The organism is Campylobacter concisus, from assembly GCF_002092845.1.
Classification (GTDB): Bacteria; Campylobacterota; Campylobacteria; order Campylobacterales; family Campylobacteraceae; genus Campylobacter_A; species Campylobacter_A concisus_AQ.
The window spans coordinates 17,663-37,624 of the sequence record NZ_LVXF01000006.1 but is presented as its reverse complement, the minus strand read 5'-3'; the positions used below and the strand labels follow the sequence as shown (position 1 = coordinate 37,624).

Sequence of the window (19,962 nt, the reverse complement as noted above, 5' to 3'; positions counted from 1 at the left end):
TAAAAGAGCAAAGTGAAGGAATCAATATGATAAATCAATCAGTTGCTCAAATAGACACACTTACAAAAGAGAATGTAGTAATTGTCAATAAAGCAAATGAAGTAACATCTGATGTTGACGACATGGCTAAGGCGATAGTAAACGAAGTTAGAAAAAATAAATTTTAATCTTTGACTTACTCTTAGAGCTCTTACTATTCTATCCCTTAAAATAATTAAGGGATAGAACTTATCTATAAAAATTTATATGCTACTTTGCTATACGATTATTTATAGCATTTTTCTTTTATCGTAAATTTAAACAATTTTTAATAGAGAAATACTGATAATTAAGCCACTAAATCACCTTAAAGGACACTATTATGAAAAAGATCTTTGCTCTTTTACTCACAGCTTTTGTTGCTCTTTGTGCAAATGAGCTAAAATTTGGCACAGCGGCGAACTATCCTCCATTTGAATATATCGATGAAAATAACAAAATAACAGGCTTTGATATCGAGCTAATTGATGAAATTTCAAAGCGTGCAGGCTTTTCATATAAGATCATAAATATGAGTTTTGACGGCCTTATCCCAGCGCTTAAAGCCGGCAAAATAAATGGCATTATAAGTGCGATGAGTGCGACTTCAGATAGATTAAAATCGATTGATTTTACAAAGCCATACTATCTAACTGAAAATCTTTACCTAAAGAAAAAAGGTAATGACGCACTAAAAGCTAAAGAAGAGCTAGCTGGCAAAAGAGTTGGCGTGCAACAAGGCACTGTCCAAGAGCTAGCAGCAAATGCTATAAATGGCGTAAAAGTAGTGCCTTCAGAAGATACTGTGCCACTCATCATGGGATTAAAAGTTGGCAAATTTGACGCAGTCATCCTTGATAGCTCTATCGGATATGGCTTTATCAAGAAAAATCCAGAACTTGAGGCATTTTTCAAAGAAGTTGATGGTAGTGAGGGCTTTTCAATAGCTTTTGATAAAGGAAAAGAGAGCGCGTTAATAGAAAAAATAAATCAAATTTTAGATGAAATGAAAAAAGACGGAAGCTACGAAGCTTTACTTAAAAAATACGATCTAAAATAATCTTCTAGCCTGCAAATTTGCAGGCTTATGCTAAATTCTGCTTTGTCTATCGATTAAAATTTAAAAGGAAAATAATGAGAAAAATTTTGTTGCTTTTTTGTCTAGTAATGGGTCTTTTTGCACTTCAAAACGATAAAGATATGTTAAATGGAGAGCTAAAAAACGGGCTAAAATACTATATCAAAGAGAATAAATTTCCACAAAAAACAGCTATTTTTTATCTTATTATAAATTCTGGTTCAACTGATGAAAAAGATGGAGAGCAAGGTCTTGCTCACTTTTTGGAGCACATGGCATTTAATGGCAGCCGCGACTTTAGCAAAAATGAGCTCATTAAACAGCTTGAGAGCCTTGGTGTGAAATTTGGAGCCGATCTAAACGCGCAGACGAGCTACGATCAGACGAGCTATGTCTTAACGATTAATGTAAATGAGAAAAATTTACAAGATACATTTAAGGTCTTTTCGAATTGGATAGATGGCGTTAAAATCGATCCTAAGGAGCTTAATAAGGAGCGTGGAGTCATAATGGAAGAGGAGCGTCAGAGAAATACGCCAGGATATAGGCTTTATTTGGCTCAAACAAAGGATATTTTTGAGGGTAGCATCTATCTAAAAAGAGTGCCAATAGGCGACATGAACGTCATCAAAAGCGTAGATGCTAAGCACATGCAAGAATTTTACGAGAGGCTTTATCAGCCAAGATTTATGAGCTTTGTAGCCGTTGGCGACTTTGATAAAAATGAGATAAAAAGCTTAATCGAAAAAAGCTTTAGCCAGGCAAAAAATACAAATTCTTACATTCATCCAGAAAAAAATATCAGCTTTAAAAGTGGTTTAAATATTTTTAACTATGACTCGAATGAAACTGGAATGGAGCTAGTTAGGCTTAGCTATTTTGATAAATTTAGCCCGGTTGTAAATGAAACTGACGCAAAGAGAAATCTAGAAGATGCACTTATCGCAAGCCTGATAAATATGCTTTATGAGCAAAAAAATGTAAATAATTCATCAAATTTAAGTACTGATTTTATAGCTCAAACACTTCAAGCAAAGCAGAAAATTTATAGTTTTGAAACAAACGTACTTGGAGGTGATTTTAACGCAAGCCTTAAAGATATGCTTGGTGTTATAAAAGGCATTAAAGAGCTTGGCTTTAATAAAGATGATTTTGAAGATGTGAAAAAGGCATTTGTGGCAAATGTGGATGCAAAATTTAAACGCTCAAAGACTAAAAAATCAAGTGCTTACGCAGGACAAATTTTAAATATGATAGAAAATGGTGGCTTTGTGTTAAGCGATGAAGATGAAAAAGAGCTTAGTTTAAAGCTATTAAACGAGATTACATTAGCTGACGTGAATGATAGATTTAGGCAAATTTTGGCTATTTCTGATGAGCGTGTAAGAATTTTTAGCAAAGATGGTTTTAAGCTTAGCAAAGATGAGTTTTTAAAGCTTTTTGCCAAAGCGCCTGCTTATAACACAAACCTATCTGGTAGTAACAACGATAAGAGCCTAGGCAATGAAAATTTAGAGCCAAAAGAGATAAGCTCAAGAAGCTTTGATGAAAAAAATGGAATTTATACCTACAAAATCTCAAATGGCTCGCAAGTTATCTTTAAGCCACTAGCTACTAAAAAAGATAGCGTTTTGTTTGCAGCCGTCAGCAAAGGAGGCACATCAAATTTGGCTGATCCAAAGCTTGGCGGCTTCGCAGTGGCACTCACAAATGAAAGCGGTGTTGGTAAATTTAACAACTATGAGCTCTCAAAGGCACTAAATGGAAAGATCGTAAGCTATGAAAAGGGTATAGAAGCACTCACACAAGGCATTTATGGCTCATCAAGCACAAGCGACCTTAGCTCGCTGCTAGCTGTTATAAATTTAGAATTTAACGCTCCAAGAGCCGATGCAAACGTGCTTGAGAGGATAAAGCAAAGAGCAAAGGATGAGCTAAGCAAAGAGCAAAATTTGCCTGAATATAAATTTAGCACCGAATTTAGCAAGTTTTTTTATGAAAACAATAAACGTGTCGCGCCGCTTGAGATGGCTGATATCGATGCGCTAAAACTAAATGAGCTAAAAGAGATCATCAAAGATAAATTTACAAATGCAGCCTCATATACTTTTGTAATCATCGGCGACACCGACGAAGAGAGGCTTTTGCCACTTGTTAAAAAGTATATCGCCACCTTGCCAAAGCTTGGCGAAGCTGAAAATTTTAAAGACGATGGCGTGCGAAGTATCAAGGGTCAGCATACATTTAAAAGAGAGTATCAGACCTCAAAAAGAAGCGATGTTGGTATAAACATCATAAATTCTGATGCTAAATATAGCTTTGAAAAAGCGATTAGGCTAAGGGCATTAAGTGAAATTTTAAAAACGGCGCTCCGAGAAAAGATCAGAGAAGATAAGGGCCAAACATACGGCTTTAGCCTAAATGCCAAGCTTTCACGCTATCCTTTTGAGCATTCAGATATGCTAATTAGCTTTACTTGCGATCCCGCAAACACGGACAAGATTATCGCTGAGATAAAGCAGATAATAGCTAGCATAAAGCGTAGTGGTGCGATCTTGCCAAAGCATTTGGAGGATTTTAAAGCGCAGAGTGAAATTTCTATAAAAAAAGATTACGAAAAGCCTGAGTTCTGGCAAAAGCTCATCATCTCAAATAAAATTTTTAACACGCCACTTTATACGGCTGATGAGTACATAAGTGCGGTAAAAGCTATCACAAATGACGACATCAAAGAGGCTGCTAAACTATATCTTGATGATAAAAATATGGTGATAAGTATAAATAATCCAAAGTAGAAATTTTAAGAGTCAAGCTGGCTAGCTCTTAAAATTTAAACGCGAGTAAAAATTTATTAAGATAAGCTAGCTTTTTAAATTAGTTGGCTAAATTGGCTCTTTAAATTCAAATCTAAGTAGAAATTTAAAGAGCTAAGCAGCCCCTAAAATTTCAGCCTAAAGCCAAAGCTATGCGAGAATATCCTTTGGCTTTAGCTTGTTTAGCTTTTGTACTAGTTCATCAAAGCTTGCGCCATTTTCGACCTCGCGCCTGATAAATTCCTCAAAAAACTCACGTTTTATATCTTTATCCGTGTAAGTCACGCTCTTTTTGGTAACTTGCATAGGCTTAAATTTCTCTTCTTCTATCTCTTCATCGCCATCTTCTCTAACTGGCGTAAGAGCGATATTTTGCAGCACATCAGCGATATTTTCGCCCTTTTCATAGCTTGTTTTTAGAAATTTTAAAAACCCATCTTTGCTGTTTTTATCAGCGTAGCTTACACGGTGCAACATGGGCTGACCTAAGAATTCTATACGTTTTTTATCAGAGTTTTGCTCGTAATGCAAAGCCCCGTCTTTAAAAGAAATTTTCACATTTGCATGCTCGCCAAGTATCCTTTCGGCGGTAAATTCCAGCCATTTATCTTTAAACTCATCGATGCTTAGATCAGAGTCTAGCAAATTTGTAGCCTCACGGCTTAGATAAAGAGCACCAAAAGCATTATTGATTATTTTATTGTTTATGCTCATTTTGTGGTTTTTGATGAACTCATCTACGCTAAAGCCGTTTTTCTCACTAGTGATGATGGAGTTTAGTCGCCAAAGCTTCGTGCTATCAATGAAATTTTTAAGGCTAGAGATTTCATCTTTGCTCACCCCGCTATCAAGGCCATTTATCTTGCCCCAGATAGAAATTTTATCATTTGATGAGTAGCCAGAGAGCGGTAGATGCTTGATGTCCGCAGTTTTGGTGGGAATTTCTGCCTTATTTAAATTTGCGTTTGTGGCTTGGCGCTTACTAAAAGCGTCTTGGTAGTTAAAGCTTTGATTAAATCCATTTAGTGCGTTTATCATGTCAAAATCCTTTAACACAATATCGGCAAACAGATTTAAATTTTAAGTGGATTATTTTTTATTGCGGTATTTTTCAAAAATGGCGATCATTTGGTATGAGTTTTGGGCGATTTTAAATTTATTTGGATTTTTGCCAAGTAGCTCTTCTCTTAAAGAGTCGATAAATTCCCTATCTTTTTTGCAAGCCTCAAAGCTCACTCGTCCCCTAAGTACGGCCATAAATATAATATCAGCAGTCGCATTTATCATCTCAAGCATTTTTTCTTCGCTCATTTTTGTGGATTTTGCCCTTTTTAAAGCAAATATTATTCCTTTACGCTTACAAAATTTACTATTTTTACCTCTTGGCTCTCTTTGCAAGCCTCCAGCGCAGCTGCGTTTTTCACCATATGAGCGCTTTTCATATGCTCTTTTTGGCTTGCAAGATCTTCCCAAATCTCCATAAAACAGTATTCGTTTTTACCGCCCACAACCATGCCGCACTCGTAACTTATGCAACCTTTGTCTTTTCTTGAAGCTGGCACGATCTCTTTTAAAATTTCTTCAAATTTCTCCTCACATCCAGCTTTTAACTTTACATTTACATAAAATCCAATCATCTGCCCATCCTTTAAAAATTTTTGGCTAAAATAGCGCAATTTAGACGCAAGTTTGCGTATTACATTACAAGGCCTTTAAACGATGAAATGATACAAAACTCTAAATTTATAATTTCTAAAACCAACCAAAAACAATAAATTTAACCAAAATCGGAGAGAAAATGAAAAGACGAGACTTTTTAAGATTAAGCGCATTAGGCGCGGCTAGTCTTCAAGCAAACGAGCTTGGAAGCGCAGAGCAAGCGTTATTTGACAAGAAAAGCGGACTAAGCGCAAATAAATTTGGCCCATTTTATGTAAAAACTATCGCGGGGCGTGTGGTTGAGACCGTGCCATTTGAGGGCGATGCTTATCCAAACGAGCTAAATAACGCAGTCATTGACTACATCCAAAACGAGAGCAGGGTAAAATATCCATTTGTTAGAAAGAGCTTTTTAGCTAATCCAAACAACCCAAAACCAGAGCTTCGCGGTAAAGAAGAATTTGTGCGTGTGAGCTGGGACGAGGCTATAAAGCTAAGTGCAAAAATTTTAAAAGAAAATTTTGATAAATACGGTGCTGAAGCGATCTACGGACAGGTTTATCAGTGGGGTAGCCTTGGCAAAGTTGGCCACAGCCAAAAGACCGCAAAAAGGCTACTTAACGTGCTTGGTGGCTACGTAAATGAGCTAGGTGGCTACTCATACGGCGCAGCGACTGTCATCATGCCTCACGTCACTGGCTTTGTCGATCCTGCGCTAGCGCCAACAAAGTGGGAGGCGATCTTAAAAAACGCCAAAACGATCGTATTTTGGGGCACAAACCCAGTAGTTTCAAATAAGATCGCCATTGGCGTGCCGCTTCACAACTCATATAAATACTATGATGAGATCAGAAAAAAAGGCGCGAGTGGCGAGATGAAAATTTATAGCGTCGATGTTTATCACAACGATAGCGCAAAGTACTTTGACTCAAAATACCTTGAAGTCGTGCCTTGCACCGATACAGCTATGATGATAGGTATGTGTAACTACCTTTATGAAAAAGGGCTTTACAGCAAAGAATTTATAGAAAAATACACAGTTGGCTTTGATAAATTTAAAGACTATATGCTTGGCACAAAAGACGGGGTCAATAAAAACCTAGCTTGGGCAAGCAAAATTTGTGGCGTTAGCGAGCAGGATCTTGCTAAATTTAGCGAAGATCTAGCTAAAAATGACTCAGTGATAATTAGTGGCTACGCCATACAAAGACAAGATCACGGCGAGATGGCATACTGGGCGCTTGTGACGCTAAATGCGATGCTTGGACACATCGGTAAAGAGGGTTGTGGCTTTGTCACAAATGACGGCATGCACAAAAACGCTGATGAGAGCTATATAGCGCCTAAACTAGCGGCTTTTGAGACGAAGGTGCCACAAAAATTTATTGATAGTGGCTTAGTGCCAAAGACAAAGGGCTACGAAATGCCAAACTCAAGGCTCATAGACGCACTTCTTAAGCCAGGCAAGGAGATAACAAGAAATGGCAAGAGCTACAAACTGCCAAAAATCAGAGTGATGTTTAACGCAAATGGCTCGACTTTCACAAGGCATCCTGACGCAAATAGAGCGATAAAAGCTATGCGAAACGTTAAAGCTATCATCACTTGCGAGCCGTTTTGGACAAGTACAGCTAAATTTAGCGACATCGTCTTGCCAGCTGCGCTTGAGTACGAACGAACAGATATCGAGATGGCAAACTCTACAAGCGAGTATTTATTTGCTATGAAGCCACTAGTTAAGCCATTCGGCGAGAGTAAGAGCGACTTCGAGATCGCAAGACTGATTGCAAAAGAGTGGGGCAGGGAAGAGGCATTTAGCGAGGGTAAAAGCGAGCTAGAGTGGGTCAAGACAATATATGAAGATGCCGTTAAAAAGGCTACCGAGCTTGGGTATGAGAGCATGCCTAGCTTTGAGGAATTTTGGGAGAAGGGATATTTTAGATTTGACAAGATCGATGAGAAAAAACGTTACTTTACAAACTACAAGAAATTCCGCGACGACCCAGTGGCAAATCCGCTAAAAACGCCATCTGGCAAGATAGAATTTTACTCTGAGACTGTCGCTGGCTTTGGCTATGATGACTGCCCACCGCATGCAGCTTGGCTTGAGCCATTTGAGTGGCTTGGCGCAAAAAATAAAAAATATCCTATCGCAATTAGCGGCGCGCACTCTAAATTTAGGCTTCACTCACAGCTAAATAACTCCGTGCTTCGCAACTTTAACGAGATCGCAGAGCGCGAGCCAGTGCTCATAAATCCAAAAACAGCCGAGGCTAGAGGGATAAAAATGGGCGACGTGGTGCGTGTGTTTAATGATAGGGGCGAAATTTTGTGCGGTGCATTTGTCACTGAGGACGTGCCACAAAATGTCGTAATAGTAAGCGAAGGTGCTTGGTATGACCCTGAAAAACCGGGTGAAAAGAGCCTTTGCTTGCACGGAAATTTAAATGTGCTCACAAAAGACGTGCCATCAAGCAAGATGAGCCAGAGCAACACCGCTCACACAAGCCTTGTGAATGTCGAGAAATTTAAAGGCGTGCTAAAGCGCGTAACTGCATTTGACGCACCAAAGATCGGCATAATGCACGCATAAAATAGAAGCTATCCTTAAATGGATAGCTCTAAGTTTTAAAAATTTTATTTATCTTAGTAATAATGAATTTTCACAAAGCTCTTCGATCTTTGAAATTTGCTCTTTAACTCTTTCTTTTAAGCCATCAAGCATTGCTATTTTTAAAGTATAAATTTCATTAAAATCGCTTTTTATATCAAGCAAAATTTTATTTAAAAACGAGCTGTTTGAGCACATTAAAGCTTCAAACTCATAAAGGCTAAACGCATCAAGCATGCGCTCATAGACGTCTTTTGCACTTGGGATATAAAGTGGAGTATTCATTTGCAGGTGCGATTCTAGAGTCTTTTCTATCTTTTGTTTTATGAAATAAACCGCGAGTTTGAGTGCGTTTTCATAGTTTGAGGCTAGCTTTATATCAAGCTTTTCAAAGAACAAAGAGACCTTTTGTATAGCCTTAAATTTGGCCGTTTCATACTCTCTTAAAAAATTTTCATATGTCCGTCCGGCATAGGTATTTATGGATTTTGTTTCGTAAGCCAAGACTTGATCATCAAAGCTAGCGTAATTTTCATAGCGAGATTTGTATATTAAAAATTTATCCTCTAAATTTTTATAAAGCTCATTAAACGCTGAGGTTATTGCATTTTCTAGCTCTTTTAGATCTTTTTTGTAGCGTTTAAAAAATTTATTAAAAACTACATCTTCGTAGATAAGTTTTGAAAAGACTTCGTCGCTATCAAGACTTATTACCTCAAAATTTTCACGCTTATAAATTTCTTTGTTTAAAAGCGTCTTTGAAGCGTTAAATTTTGTCTTTGAAAATGGTTTAAGTAGCTTAAATACCTCATCGGCGGCAAGTTTTATGACTTCACTCATTTGACTATAACTTAAAGCGATCTTTGGTTTAAACTCCTCTTTTATCGCATCTAGCCTCTCATCTAATGAGCCACTAAATTCATCTAAAATCAACCGCGCATTATCATAAATTTCTAGATGTTTTTCTTGCTCGTTAGTTAGGAGTTTTACGATCTTTTTTGCCCTTGCTTTTATGAAATTTTCTTTAAAGCTTTTGTCTAAAAAGCACTCTTTAATAGCCTTTAGAGCTTCGTTAAAATTTGAAGCTTCAAGTAGGCTTTTGTCATTATTTGTGATGCCAAGGAGTGCTTGCTTTGATGAGATAGCGATGATATCCTCAAAAAGCTCGCCATAAGTTTGCCTAGCGTGCTTTAGCAAACTTTCAAGCTCCTCCTCGCTTAGCTTGTCTTTTTGGTTGATTAGGCAGATCGCTTTTAGATCATTGGCTTTTAAAATTTCTTTGATACTTTCAAGCTCACTTGCCTTTGCGGCGTTGTTTGCAAGGCTTAGCCATATCGCACCACTAACCTTTTTTAGTGTATTTTTTGTCTCTTTTGTGTCAGCATCTCTTAGCGAGTTTAGGCCAGGAGTGTCGATGAAATTTATCTCTTTTAAAATTTCACTTGGCGCATAAAGCGTCATACCAGAAACTTGATCGCCTAGCTTATTTAGCTCGGCTAGATCGCTACTTGCTAGCAAGCTCTCGCTACCATTTATAAATTTCACGCTTAGAAGTGGTATCTTTGCAAATTTTAGTCTCACAGCCTTTGCGGTGACCGGAGTTAGTCCTGATGGCAAGATATCTTGACCAAGAAGTGCGTTTAAAAACGTTGATTTTCCACTTGAAAATTGGCCGATAACAGCTATTAGCGGCGGTTCATTTAGAGTGTCTATTAGTAAATTTAAGCTCTCTTTTATCTGCTCGCTTATATGCAAGCTAGGATCGTTTAGATCATTTACGAGCCTAGCTAGCTCGCCCTTAAAATCATTTGTAAAGACCTTAAAATATCTCGCTTTGTAGGCATTTATAAAATCATTAAACATTTTTAATATCCTCTAAAAGTGAGCAAATTTCATCTTGCAAGGAGGTCTTTTGTTTAAGCTTTGAAATTGAGCTTTGATTTTGTAAATTTAGCTCATTAAGTTTTTCATTGAGCACTAAAAGCCTTTGGTTTAGAGTCTCTTTTTGGCTCATCTCATAAGCCTTTACTCGCTCTTTTAGCAGCTTTTTTTCGTGTTCTGCTAGCATCTCACAAAACTGCGATATGCTTTTATTGTTAAGTAAATTTTGTCTTAAACTTAAAAGCGCCTCATCTGGCTCATTTTTGCTTAAAATTTTGGCTTCAAGCTCATCTAAAAGCTCACTAAAATCAAGATCCACGCCCATTTGCTTTAAAAAGTCATTTATACTAAAAATTTTATTTTCACTCACATTAAAGTCATCAAAACTTAAAGCGATATTTTGCTCGCATGACTTTATCTGCACCAAAGTTTCATTTCTAGCCTCTCTCATGAGTACCGCAACTCCGTCATGAAGTGTAGTTTTTGCTATTTGTGTAAGACGTTTTAGATTTAAATTTTCTCTTTTATTTTTGCAGTAAGTGATCTCGCTCTTAAGCTTTTCATTTAGATTTTGTAGTAGTGCTTCAAGCCCCATTTTATAGATATCTTTTGTATTTTTATCATCGAGTTTTTTTAGCTCGGTTTCTAAAAGCCTTTCAAGTTTTGTGAAATTTTCATTAAGAGAATTTTTGATATTTGCTTGCTCGTTTTGCAAAGCTTCTAGCTCTAAACCAAATGCCTTAAGCTCTAAAATTTCAGCCTTTGTGGCTTCTAGTTTTGTTTTTAAAATATTTTGCAATTCTTTTTGATATGAGCTTAAAATGAGAGCTGATTTTTTAGAGTCTTTGCCAAAAAGCACATCGTAAAGATACTCTTTAAACTCCGGCACGCCACTATTTAAAGCGCCATCAAGATAAGCTTTCGCGCTAAGGGCAAAATAATCTATCTTGATATCATTTATCTGCTCGCCGATCGCCTTTTTTACGTAGTTAAGCGTTTCATTAATATCCTTTGGATTTAACTCGTCAGCGTGAGTTAGCACGATAGCAACTCTTACGATGTGCGAGTTTTCAAGGCATTTTTTCAAAAATAGTGCGTCTTTTTGCGTTGCACTTTGTGAGGCATTCATGAGATGAGCTAAAAGGTCGCACTCTTTCATAAAATTTGTAGTTATTTGCTCTCTTAAAACGATCGCATCGTCTATGCCAGGAGTGTCTATAATGCAGACATTATCTCTTAAAAGCTCCAAGTCATCATAAAGCTCAACGCTTTTTACGAGATTTGCCGTTTTTGAGCTTGAAGATGTATAGTTTTTGATCTCATCTAGGCTGATCTCTACGCTACTAGCTGGTAAATTTTTGCTTGAAAGTCCAAGCTTTTCTAACTCATCTGGACTATAAAAATTTACCTTTGCATGGCTATTTGATGCGTGCTTTAAGATGGTTAAATTTATGGTCTCAGGCACATTTGAAGTGCCAAGGACGGATTTGTTTAAAAGTGCATTTAAAAGGGTTGATTTGCCAGAGTTTATGACGCCGCTTACTGTGATGTTAAAAAGCGTTTCATTTGATCTTTTCTTGGCGTTTTTTAAAGCTAGTAAAAATTCTTTATCTTCATCAAGCATGCTTGCTTTTTCATTTATCTCGTTTAGAAAATCCAGGCTCTTGTGAAAGTGATCTTTTGGCTTTACATTAGAAATTTCAGCTTTATTTTGATTTGAGTTTTTGCTTATAAATTTTATTAAAAAATCAAATTTTTCATGGCTAATTATCTTTTCATCACATAGCTTTTGTAAGCGGGTTACGAGTTCATCGCTTGAAATTTTTACTTCATTTAGTGCTTTTAGCGTGGCTAGCTGGGCACTTTGTATGCTAAAGATATCAAGTCCAACACCTAGCTTTTTTAAGATAGTTCTAAACTCAGCAAGAGCCATAAACTCATCTAAATTTTTCTCATCACAAGATAAAAGAAGCGCCAGTAGATCTGGGTAAAAAGGTACGCTCGTATCAGTGTTGGCGTAAATTTTATTTAAATGCCAAGCGTGATTTAAAAACTCATCCATTAAAGATTCTTTTTTTGAAATTTTTTAGATTTTATTACGTTTTTACTTACGAAGCTATCAAGATTTAGGCGCAAAATTTATGTTTTTTAAAAAGTTTAATTTAACTCAAGCTTTTTAAAGCTAACTCTTGGGTTTATATTTAGCTCGCTATGGCTTACAAACTCGCCTTTTAGGTACTTCTCACGCCCAGCTCTTGCTATCATTAAGGCGTTATCAGAGCAAAACTCAAGCGGAGCTAGCAAAAGCTCGCACTCGTTTTTTTGACAAAGCGTTTCAAGCCTTTTTCGTAAATTTAGATTTGCGCTTGCGCCGCCAACTACGCCAAAACGCTTAAAATTTCTTAAACAAAAGACCTTTTCAAGCTTGTTTAAAATGTGCTCACAGGCAGTATTTTCAAATGCGTAGCAGATGTCAGCGATATCCTTTTGTGTGATACTTTCTAGCTTTGAAATTTCAACTCTGACTTGGTTTTTAAGCCCTGAAAAACTATATTCAAGGCGTTTATCGTGAAGAAGTGGAATGGTAAAATGAAACCTCTCTTTGTCTTTGCAAAGTAGGGCATTTTGCTGCACAACAGCACCGCCTGGATAGCCAAGATCAAGCATTTTAGCAACCTTATCAAAGCTCTCACCAAAGCTATCATCGCTAGTGCTTGCAAGCTCAGTAATTTCACCATTTTCGCTTACTTCTAAGATCATCGTATGCCCGCCACTTACTAGCAGGACGCCAAGTGGAAAGGTGGCTTCTCGATCTAAAAATAGTGAGTAAATGTGGCCAACTAAATGATTTACGGCAATTAGCGGAATATTAAGAGCCACGCTTAATGCTTTTGCCATGCTGACGCCACCTATTAGGCTCACACTAAGACCTGGCTCATTTGTCACAGCGATCACTTTTATGTCTTTAAAATTTGGCAAGATATCCTCTAAAAGTGCTGGCAGTGCCTTCGTATGAAGCCTAGCTGCAAGCTCAGGAACAACGCCACCAAAGATAGCGTGCTCCTCTTCTTGAGAAATTTTCTTATAATAAATCTTCTCTAAAGTGCGTTCGTCTATGAGTGCAACCGAGCTATCATCGCAGCTACTTTCTATGCCAAGTATCATCTAAACTCCGCTAAGATCATGCCAGCAAATTTCTCTTTGTCATCTTCGTTTTTATAAAACTCGACTCTATAAATTTTGCCATCTTTATCGATGCTGTAGCTTTTATTTAGGCTATTTTTAGTCACTTCTTGCTCGCTCTCATCTATACTTTTTGTACCGTATCCTATGATGTTTACGCGCACGTTTTTGAGTGATTTTATTTTAAAGCTCTTTTTCACGCTAAATTTATCACCACTTTTTAATTTAAACTCGCTGCCGTCACTTATTAGCGAAATTTCATCAAGCGGCTTTGCAAACTCAAAATATTGTGGCTTTAGCCTAGTAACAAAGCGGTTGCCGTATTGCACTTTGAAGCTACCATTTTCTTTTATAACGGCTATTAGCGGATTTGGTGAGCTATAGTTTAGCTCACCTTTTTTAAGTGGGACAAAATTTATTAAAGGCTTTAGATTTTTAAGACTTATCGCGTATGAATTTTCAAGCTCGAGTCTGATCTCTTTTTCGATCGCCTTTTTTACGCTTTTAACATCAAGATTAAACGGCCTAGTAAAGCTAATGCCAGCCTTTTTCATATATTCTTCAATGGCGATTAGATGGTAATAAGTCCTTTGCTCAGCGTTTAAATTTTTACTAGCTTCGTTTGCAAAGGCTGATTTATTTTGCGTGATAGCATAGTAAGTTAGGCTTTTTAGCATCTCTTTATCGCCCATTGCAGTGTGCGTATTTTTGATGTGATACTGGTGCTTTGGATCTATTAGGTGCTTATTTAACACGTCTTTTACGCTTGAAGCAATGTTTTCAAGCTCTGGATATTTTGAACCAGGAAGCGTGCTTTGATCTATTATGCAAGTGTTGCCCCATTTATCTGGATTTTCGTCTTTGTTTATAAATTTATCTCTGTAATAGCCGCTTCCATCGTGCAAATTTAAGATGAGCGTAACGTTTTTATCAGTGATGACGTCTTTTATCTTCATCACTGAGTTATAGTCTGGATCGTTTTTATCGACATGGGCAAATTTTCTATTCATATCGCCTTTTGTGCCACGACTTCGCTCGATTATGCTTGGGAAATTTAAATTTGGCACAACCCAAAGCGAACCTTTTGTGATGTTATAGTCAGTTGCCACGATAGAGGCTGCCAAAAAGCCACCCGGCTCATCGCCTTGAATACCGCCGATTAACAACATCGTGTTTTCGCTTGGCTCACCTTTTTTGATGAGCGCATAGTCTAAAGTATTGGCTAAACTAGCAGTGGTAAAGGTTAGTAAAAAAAGTAGAAATTTACGCATTAATATCCTTCATAATGCTTTGTCTTTGGTAAAAGTAAATTTAAAACTATACCAGTAACTGCGCCAAGCCCTATACCTGAAAATTTAACCGCTCCAAGATCAAGCACCATGCCGCCGATGGCAAAGATGAAGATGAGGGCTACGATTATCATGTTTCTAGGGTCTGCAAGATCGACTTTGTTTTTTATAAGCGTCTCCATGCCAACGCTTGCGATGATGCCAAAAAGTAGTAGCATGATACCGCCGATGACTGGGGCTGGGATAGTTGAGAGCACCGCTCCTAGCTTACCAACGAAGGCTAGCACAATGGCAGTGATCGCCGCAAAGGTCATAATCGCTGGATTATAAGCTTTTGTAAGGCTAACTGCGCCTGTGACCTCTGAGTATGTAGTGTTTGGCGGGCCACCAAAAAAAGCAGCAAGCGAAGTGGCAAGCCCATCTCCAAGGAGCGTATTTTTAAGGCCTGGATTTTTTAGAAAATCCTCTTTTGTGACATTTGAGATAGCAAGCATATCGCCTATGTGCTCGATCGCTGGAGCTATGGCGATAGGTATCATATAAATGATTGCTTCAAACTCAAATTTTGGTGTAGTGAAATTTGGCATTCTAAACCAAGGTGCATTAAAGATAGGGGTAAAATCAACCATGCCAAAGCAGTAAGCTACGATGTATCCGGTGATAATACCAAGCAAAATAGGTATAAGCCTAAACATGCCACGTCCAAGCATCATCACTAAAATAGTAGCCACTAACGAAATGCCAGCGACGATCATCGCCTCATTTTGGGTATAAATTTCAGTAGCTGATGTTGCCATTTTGACGGCATTTGGAGCAAGGATTAGGCCTATTGTCATGATGACTGGGCCAACGACAACTGGAGGCAAAATTTTATGCAAAATTTTCTCTCCGCCAAATCGGACCACGAGGCTTAAGACAACGTAGAAAAATCCAGCAAATATAACGCCCCCCATCGTCACGGCTATGCCCCATTTTTCGATACCGTACTGAAGTGGCGCGATAAAAGCAAAGGAGCTTGCTAAAAAAATAGGCGGAACATTTTTTCTAGTGATTAGCTGAAAAAGTAGCGTGCCAAGACCAGCCGTAAAGAGAGCTACATTTGCATCTAGTCCCGTAAGTATTGGCACTAATACCAGTGCACCAAAGGCGACAAATAAAAACTGAACGCCGATTAAGCTTTGCTTGGGATCAAATTTATAACCCTCATACCTTTGCATTTAACATCCTTTTTGCGTAATTTCTAACTTCTTTATCAGCTTCAAAAATTTCATCAATATTTGAAATTTTAATATCTCTAAAATTTTTAACAGAGCTTAAAACGAGCCTTGAGATATCCAAAAATGAGCATTTTTTCTCTAAAAAGCTAAATACTCCAACCTCATTTGCAGCATTTATCACTACACCTAGATCAGGGTTTGCTAGGACCTCATCTTTTAGCGAAAAAATGGGATATTTTTTAAGGCTGATTTTATGAAATTTTATATTTTTTAGATCAAGTAAATTTGCGTGTGAGACAATATTTTCATTGATATTTTCAAACATAGCATGAGCGATAGCTAGCTTCATATCAGGTCGCGAGAGGTGCATCGTGCTTGAGCCGTCTATAAATTCAACTACGGCATGTATCGCAGAAGTTGGCTCTATCACAGCCTCGATCTCCTTGATGCCATAAAGCCAGTAAGCTTCCATCACCTCAAAAAGCTTATTTGCCATCGTCGCACTATCAATCGTGATCTTTGCGCCCATATCCCAGTTTGGATGCTTTAGCGCATCACTTGGCGTGGCGTCTTTTAGAAATTTGATCGGCTTTTTGTAAAAAGCACCGCCACTTGCTGTGATGATGAGTCTTTTTGGTGCAGTTTTATTTTCAAGTAGAAATTTAAGTCCAAAATGCTCGCTGTCTATTGGTAAAATTTCTCTAGTTTTTAGAAATTTGCCGCCAACAACAAGGCTCTCTTTGTTTGCCAAAGCTAGTCTTTTTCCAAGAGTTTGTGTCTTTAAACTAGGAGCAAGGCCAGCAAAGCCAACAAGGGCGTTTATTACCTTTTTTGAGCTTGAAATTTCTAGCATTTGCAGCAGTCCAGCCTCACCAAAAAATATGTTTTTAGCTTCTATGTTTTTTACATTTTTAGCTAGCTTTTCATCGCCTACGCAGACAAATTTTGGCTTAAATTTTAAAATTTGCTCATTTAGTAAATCTACATTTTTAGCGCAGCTTAACGCCTCAACCTCTACGCCAAATTTTTCGCAAAGATTAAGGGCGTTTTTGCCGATTGAACCAGTTGAGCCAAGTATTACCACGAGAGCGACCAAAGTAGGGCGACTACGCCAAATAAATAGCCATCTATCCTATCAAGCATGCCACCGTGTCCTGGGAAGAGCGAACCACTATCTTTGACGCCGCAAAGTCTTTTTAGGTAACTTTCAAACAGATCTCCCCAAACCGCAAACACGCAGACTAAAAAGCTTGAGAATAAAATTTGGAAAAATCCTTCAGTAACAAAATTTCCAACAATGCAGCCAATCACAGTGCCTATCGCCACACCGCCTGCTGCACCTTCGATCGTTTTATTTGGTGAGCTTGGGCTAAATGGATGTTTGCCAAACATTTTGCCAACAAAAAATGCACCACTATCGCTTGCAACTACGCTTAAAATAAGCCATACAAGATAGCCTACGCCATACTCTGAGTAAAGCATCCACATCATAAAGATCGGCGTGGTCGGATAGACAAAAGGTGCGACTAGCTTTAAATTTTCACTTTTTATGTGAGCTAGGATCGAAGCAACCAGCATGATAGCAAGGATTGCTATGAAAATTGGATTTGTAAAATATGTAAGCACGTAAAAAGCAAGTGCAGCAAAAACTAGCTGTTTGTGATCGATATTATAAAGCTTGAGCGACTCATTAAAAGCAAAATAAAGCACAGCGCCGAGCAAGATAAAATTTAAAATATAATTATCAATAAAAAAAACTACTAAAATAGCAACAAACATCAAAACGCCAGTGATTATGCGAGATTGCATATCCTCTCCTTAAAATCGTTATTTCACTGTAATTATAACACTTAAATTTTAGACGGCGTTTAGGTGATAAAATTTTAATAATTAACTTCTGCAGATGTGTGAAATTTGCTTTTTGGTTTATTGGTCTAAGATTTATTTAAGAAACTTAATAAGTATTTATTGAAATTAAATTATATGCTAATGGCACCTTTTTATAATCTCCGCACGAAAATAAAAAATAAGGAGAAAACATGAGAAATGTTAGCAAGGTTTACAATCCAAAAAGCTCGCACTGGGTGGGTGATAGATTTTTAGTATATCCGCTTTTTACACATGTGGATGAAGTTGATAAAGGAACGAATCCTTTTTTGATGCTTGATTATGCAGCACCGCAGTATTTTGAGCCAAATAATGAACAACCTCGTGGCGTTGGCGAGCATCCGCACAAAGGTTTTGAGACGGTAACTATCGCTTATGCTGGTGAGGTTGAGCATAGAGACTCAACAGGTGGTGGTGGCGTCATAAAGCAAGGTGACGTGCAGTGGATGACAGCTGGTGCAGGAGTAACTCATCAATAATTTCACTCAAAAGAATTTAGTCAAAAAGGTGGGCTTTTTGAGATGGTGCAGCTTTGGGTAAATTTACCAAAAGCACATAAAAATACGCAGCCTAAGTATCAGCACCTACCAAAAGAGCGTATCCCAGTGGTTAGTATAGGAGACGGTGAAGCTAGGATAATAGCTGGTGAGTATGAGAACACAAGGGGTGCTACAAGTACATTTACGCCACTAAATGTCTGGGATATAAGCATAAAAGAAGATGGTAAGATAACGCTAGACATACCAGCAAGCCACAATCTAAGCTTGGTCATCTTGCGTGGCAATGTGATAATAAATAACTCACAAAAAGCAAGTGAAACACAACTAGTAAGGTTTGAAAACGCTAGCGGTGCAGTAATCATAAAAGCTATGGGTGGTGAGGCAAAGATATTACTTCTCTCAGGTGAGTCGATGGATGAGCCAGTAGTAGGATATGGACCGTTTGTGATGAATACAAAAGAGGAGATTAATCAAGCAATTGATGATTATCGCAGAGGAGAATTTGGGCAGATACCGGTGGAAAACTAAATAAAACGCACGTGGTTAAGACCATGTGCGTATTTTAGAAATTTTGTTATTTTTTTGTAAAGCTTTGTAAGATAGAGTCTTGCTAAGCTTTACAAAAGTAAAATCTTAAAAATTAAAGCGTTTTTTGTATAAATTTAATAATGCCACAAAGCTTGCTTTTACTGTTTTGTTTTAAAATTTAAATAGCAAAAGATAATTTCAAATCAACGCCTTAAAAATTATTTTCCTCAAAAAAGTCTGTGTCGATTTTGCAAATTTCATATATTTGGCTTGTTTGAACGCCGACTTTGTATTTTATCATTAGCTCTGCAAGCTTGTCGCCATCTATCAAAACCACACTAAAATTTTGATTATCTTTGGCGAAAATTTCAGCTTCTTTGGTAAATTTTGCCGTAGTGATAAAGACACCTTTTTTAGTATTTTTATTTGAGATGGCGCCGATAAACTGCTGAATTTCTGGCCTACGGATATTACTGCCGTCTTTGTATCTTTTTGCTTGGATATAAATTTTAGAAAGCCCAAGTTCATCTTCGTCTATAATGCCATCTATCCCGCCATCTGGGCCTTTATTTGTGAGATTTCCAGCTCCATAATTCATCTTTTCAAGTAGCTTTGTTACAAGGTATTCAAAAAATCTTGGCTCTTTTTCTAAAATGCTAGATAAAATTTCACTTTTTAGCTCTTCTTTTATTTTGCAAAGCGCTTCATCTATATTGTCATCTGGGGTGTTTTCCGTGGCTTCTTTTTTCTCTTGCCTTATCTCTTGTTTGTAAATTTCATCGTACCAAGTGAGAAATTTGCTCTTTTTGTCCTTGCTACTTACTAGCTCTTTGCCAAAATTTGTTATGGCAAATAGGCTTCTACCAACTTTTTGAAGCGGCACTTTTTCTGGTCTTGATTTTACTTGAGCTGTTGTAGCCAGATAGGATAAGGCCCAGCCCGTCCTGCTTATATATGTAAAAGTTCCACTTTTTATTTTTTGTAAAATATCTTCGTCTTTTAACTTAAAATACTCAATTATAAATTTAGAAATTTCAGCTCTATTTGCTTCTTTCTTTTGCGCAACAAATTCTAAAATAGGCAGCATCATATCTTTATAACTTGGTAACATTTTATATCCTTAAATGAAGCAAATTTTTGAAATTATATAAATTTTTTGGCTTAAAAGCTATAATCAAAGCATGAGAAGTCTTGGCCTAACAAATTTTCTTTTAGAAAATATTAGCTTATTCGTAAATACCTTTGCTACGATATTTGCGCTAATTTTTTGTTTTGTTTCTGGTGTTGGAATCATCTTT

General features: G+C 37.4%; 17 protein-coding genes. 6 read left to right on the top strand and 11 right to left on the bottom strand.

The genetic code is table 11. The features are described from left to right. Positions 1-26 precede the first annotated feature (26 nt). The 3 genes from A3854_RS09550 to A3854_RS02585 all read left to right on the top strand — a co-directional run bounded on the left by A3854_RS09550 (position 27) and on the right by A3854_RS02585 (position 3,891). Positions 27-167 carry a hypothetical protein gene (locus A3854_RS09550; RefSeq protein ID WP_180378634.1) on the top strand — a complete coding sequence of 47 codons (141 nt, stop codon included), beginning with the start codon at positions 27-29 and terminating at the stop codon, positions 165-167. Between the two features lie 194 nt (positions 168-361). Beyond that, positions 362-1,078, top strand: coding sequence for a transporter substrate-binding domain-containing protein (locus tag A3854_RS02590; RefSeq protein ID WP_084041202.1), 717 nt, complete (start codon positions 362-364; stop codon positions 1,076-1,078). 74 nt (positions 1,079-1,152) lie between these two features. Further along, entirely contained in the window at positions 1,153-3,891 is a 2,739-nt protein-coding gene (locus A3854_RS02585) for a M16 family metallopeptidase (protein ID WP_084041201.1), read from the top strand. 168 nt (positions 3,892-4,059) lie between these two features. Here A3854_RS02585 and A3854_RS02580 read toward each other — a convergent pair whose 3' ends face one another. From A3854_RS02580 to A3854_RS02570, 3 genes are read right to left on the bottom strand one after another with little or no spacing between them, the layout of a single operon-like run. Next, a complete protein-coding gene (locus A3854_RS02580; RefSeq protein WP_084041200.1) occupies positions 4,060-4,947 on the bottom strand; it encodes a hypothetical protein in 888 nt (295 codons plus the stop codon). Between the two features lie 51 nt (positions 4,948-4,998). Beyond that, on the bottom strand, positions 4,999-5,220 hold the full coding sequence (locus A3854_RS02575) for a hypothetical protein (protein ID WP_021091847.1): 222 nt from the start codon (positions 5,218-5,220) through the stop codon (positions 4,999-5,001). A 32-nt stretch (positions 5,221-5,252) separates the two neighbouring features. After that, the gene (locus tag A3854_RS02570; RefSeq protein ID WP_084041199.1) at positions 5,253-5,546 is read right to left on the bottom strand and encodes a putative quinol monooxygenase; all 294 of its coding nucleotides are present in this window, start codon (positions 5,544-5,546) and stop codon (positions 5,253-5,255) included. 161 nt (positions 5,547-5,707) lie between these two features. Between A3854_RS02570 and A3854_RS02565 the strand changes: the two genes are divergently transcribed. Continuing rightward, a complete protein-coding gene (locus A3854_RS02565; RefSeq protein ID WP_084041198.1) occupies positions 5,708-8,161 on the top strand; it encodes a molybdopterin-dependent oxidoreductase in 2,454 nt (817 codons plus the stop codon). Positions 8,162-8,209: 48 nt separating this feature from the next. Here A3854_RS02565 and A3854_RS02560 read toward each other — a convergent pair whose 3' ends face one another. From A3854_RS02560 to A3854_RS02530, 7 genes are all read right to left on the bottom strand, one after another. After that, positions 8,210-10,042: a dynamin family protein gene (locus A3854_RS02560; protein WP_084041197.1), complete on the bottom strand. Its 1,833-nt coding sequence runs from the start codon at positions 10,040-10,042 to the stop codon at positions 8,210-8,212. Then, on the bottom strand, positions 10,035-12,122 hold the full coding sequence (locus tag A3854_RS02555; RefSeq protein WP_084041196.1) for a dynamin family protein: 2,088 nt from the start codon (positions 12,120-12,122) through the stop codon (positions 10,035-10,037). The genes A3854_RS02560 and A3854_RS02555 overlap by 8 nt, the downstream gene beginning before the upstream one ends. A 95-nt stretch (positions 12,123-12,217) precedes the next feature. Further along, positions 12,218-13,225, bottom strand: coding sequence for a tRNA (adenosine(37)-N6)-threonylcarbamoyltransferase complex transferase subunit TsaD (gene tsaD / locus A3854_RS02550; protein ID WP_084041195.1), 1,008 nt, complete (start codon positions 13,223-13,225; stop codon positions 12,218-12,220). Beyond that, positions 13,222-14,514, bottom strand: a complete 1,293-nt coding sequence (locus A3854_RS02545) for a M99 family carboxypeptidase catalytic domain-containing protein (protein ID WP_084041194.1) — start codon at positions 14,512-14,514, stop codon at positions 13,222-13,224. Before A3854_RS02545 ends, tsaD begins: the two co-directional genes overlap by 4 nt. Beyond that, a complete protein-coding gene (locus A3854_RS02540; protein WP_084041193.1) occupies positions 14,514-15,749 on the bottom strand; it encodes a uracil-xanthine permease family protein in 1,236 nt (411 codons plus the stop codon). Before A3854_RS02540 ends, A3854_RS02545 begins: the two co-directional genes overlap by 1 nt. Beyond that, complete coding sequence (gene dxr, locus A3854_RS02535) at positions 15,736-16,845, bottom strand: 1-deoxy-D-xylulose-5-phosphate reductoisomerase (protein WP_084041192.1); 1,110 nt, start codon at positions 16,843-16,845, stop codon at positions 15,736-15,738. The genes A3854_RS02540 and dxr overlap by 14 nt, the downstream gene beginning before the upstream one ends. Then, positions 16,827-17,558 (bottom strand): phosphatidate cytidylyltransferase, encoded by a 732-nt coding sequence (locus A3854_RS02530; RefSeq protein WP_084041191.1) that lies wholly within the window; start codon positions 17,556-17,558, stop codon positions 16,827-16,829. Before A3854_RS02530 ends, dxr begins: the two co-directional genes overlap by 19 nt. Positions 17,559-17,788: 230 nt before the next feature. Here A3854_RS02530 and A3854_RS09775 point away from each other — a divergent pair, with 230 nt between their 5' ends. Continuing rightward, positions 17,789-18,115 carry a pirin family protein gene (locus tag A3854_RS09775; RefSeq protein ID WP_257639866.1) on the top strand — a complete coding sequence of 109 codons (327 nt, stop codon included), beginning with the start codon at positions 17,789-17,791 and terminating at the stop codon, positions 18,113-18,115. Between the two features lie 42 nt (positions 18,116-18,157). Continuing rightward, the gene (locus A3854_RS09770) at positions 18,158-18,664 is read left to right on the top strand and encodes a pirin family protein (protein WP_257639865.1); all 507 of its coding nucleotides are present in this window, start codon (positions 18,158-18,160) and stop codon (positions 18,662-18,664) included. Between the two features lie 211 nt (positions 18,665-18,875). On the opposite strand, the gene A3854_RS02520 is transcribed toward A3854_RS09770, so the two are convergent. Continuing rightward, a complete protein-coding gene (locus A3854_RS02520) occupies positions 18,876-19,775 on the bottom strand; it encodes a restriction endonuclease (protein WP_084041190.1) in 900 nt (299 codons plus the stop codon). Positions 19,776-19,962: the final 187 nt, after the last annotated feature.

Bases quoted from the DNA above. Each gene is read 5' to 3' on its own strand.
- A3854_RS09550 (WP_180378634.1), top strand. From the start codon at position 27: ATGATAAATCAATCAGTTGCTCAAATAGACACACTTACAAAAGAGAAT.
- A3854_RS02590 (WP_084041202.1), top strand. From the start codon at position 362: ATGAAAAAGATCTTTGCTCTTTTACTCACAGCTTTTGTTGCTCTTTGT.
- A3854_RS02585 (WP_084041201.1), top strand. From the start codon at position 1,153: ATGAGAAAAATTTTGTTGCTTTTTTGTCTAGTAATGGGTCTTTTTGCA.
- A3854_RS02580 (WP_084041200.1), bottom strand. From the start codon at position 4,947: ATGATAAACGCACTAAATGGATTTAATCAAAGCTTTAACTACCAAGAC.
- A3854_RS02575 (WP_021091847.1), bottom strand. From the start codon at position 5,220: ATGAGCGAAGAAAAAATGCTTGAGATGATAAATGCGACTGCTGATATT.
- A3854_RS02570 (WP_084041199.1), bottom strand. From the start codon at position 5,546: ATGATTGGATTTTATGTAAATGTAAAGTTAAAAGCTGGATGTGAGGAG.
- A3854_RS02565 (WP_084041198.1), top strand. From the start codon at position 5,708: ATGAAAAGACGAGACTTTTTAAGATTAAGCGCATTAGGCGCGGCTAGT.
- A3854_RS02560 (WP_084041197.1), bottom strand. From the start codon at position 10,042: ATGTTTAATGATTTTATAAATGCCTACAAAGCGAGATATTTTAAGGTC.
- A3854_RS02555 (WP_084041196.1), bottom strand. From the start codon at position 12,122: ATGGATGAGTTTTTAAATCACGCTTGGCATTTAAATAAAATTTACGCC.
- tsaD (WP_084041195.1), bottom strand. From the start codon at position 13,225: ATGATACTTGGCATAGAAAGTAGCTGCGATGATAGCTCGGTTGCACTC.
- A3854_RS02545 (WP_084041194.1), bottom strand. From the start codon at position 14,514: ATGCGTAAATTTCTACTTTTTTTACTAACCTTTACCACTGCTAGTTTA.
- A3854_RS02540 (WP_084041193.1), bottom strand. From the start codon at position 15,749: ATGCAAAGGTATGAGGGTTATAAATTTGATCCCAAGCAAAGCTTAATC.
- A3854_RS02530 (WP_084041191.1), bottom strand. From the start codon at position 17,558: ATGCAATCTCGCATAATCACTGGCGTTTTGATGTTTGTTGCTATTTTA.
- A3854_RS09775 (WP_257639866.1), top strand. From the start codon at position 17,789: ATGAGAAATGTTAGCAAGGTTTACAATCCAAAAAGCTCGCACTGGGTG.
- A3854_RS09770 (WP_257639865.1), top strand. From the start codon at position 18,158: ATGGTGCAGCTTTGGGTAAATTTACCAAAAGCACATAAAAATACGCAG.
- A3854_RS02520 (WP_084041190.1), bottom strand. From the start codon at position 19,775: ATGTTACCAAGTTATAAAGATATGATGCTGCCTATTTTAGAATTTGTT.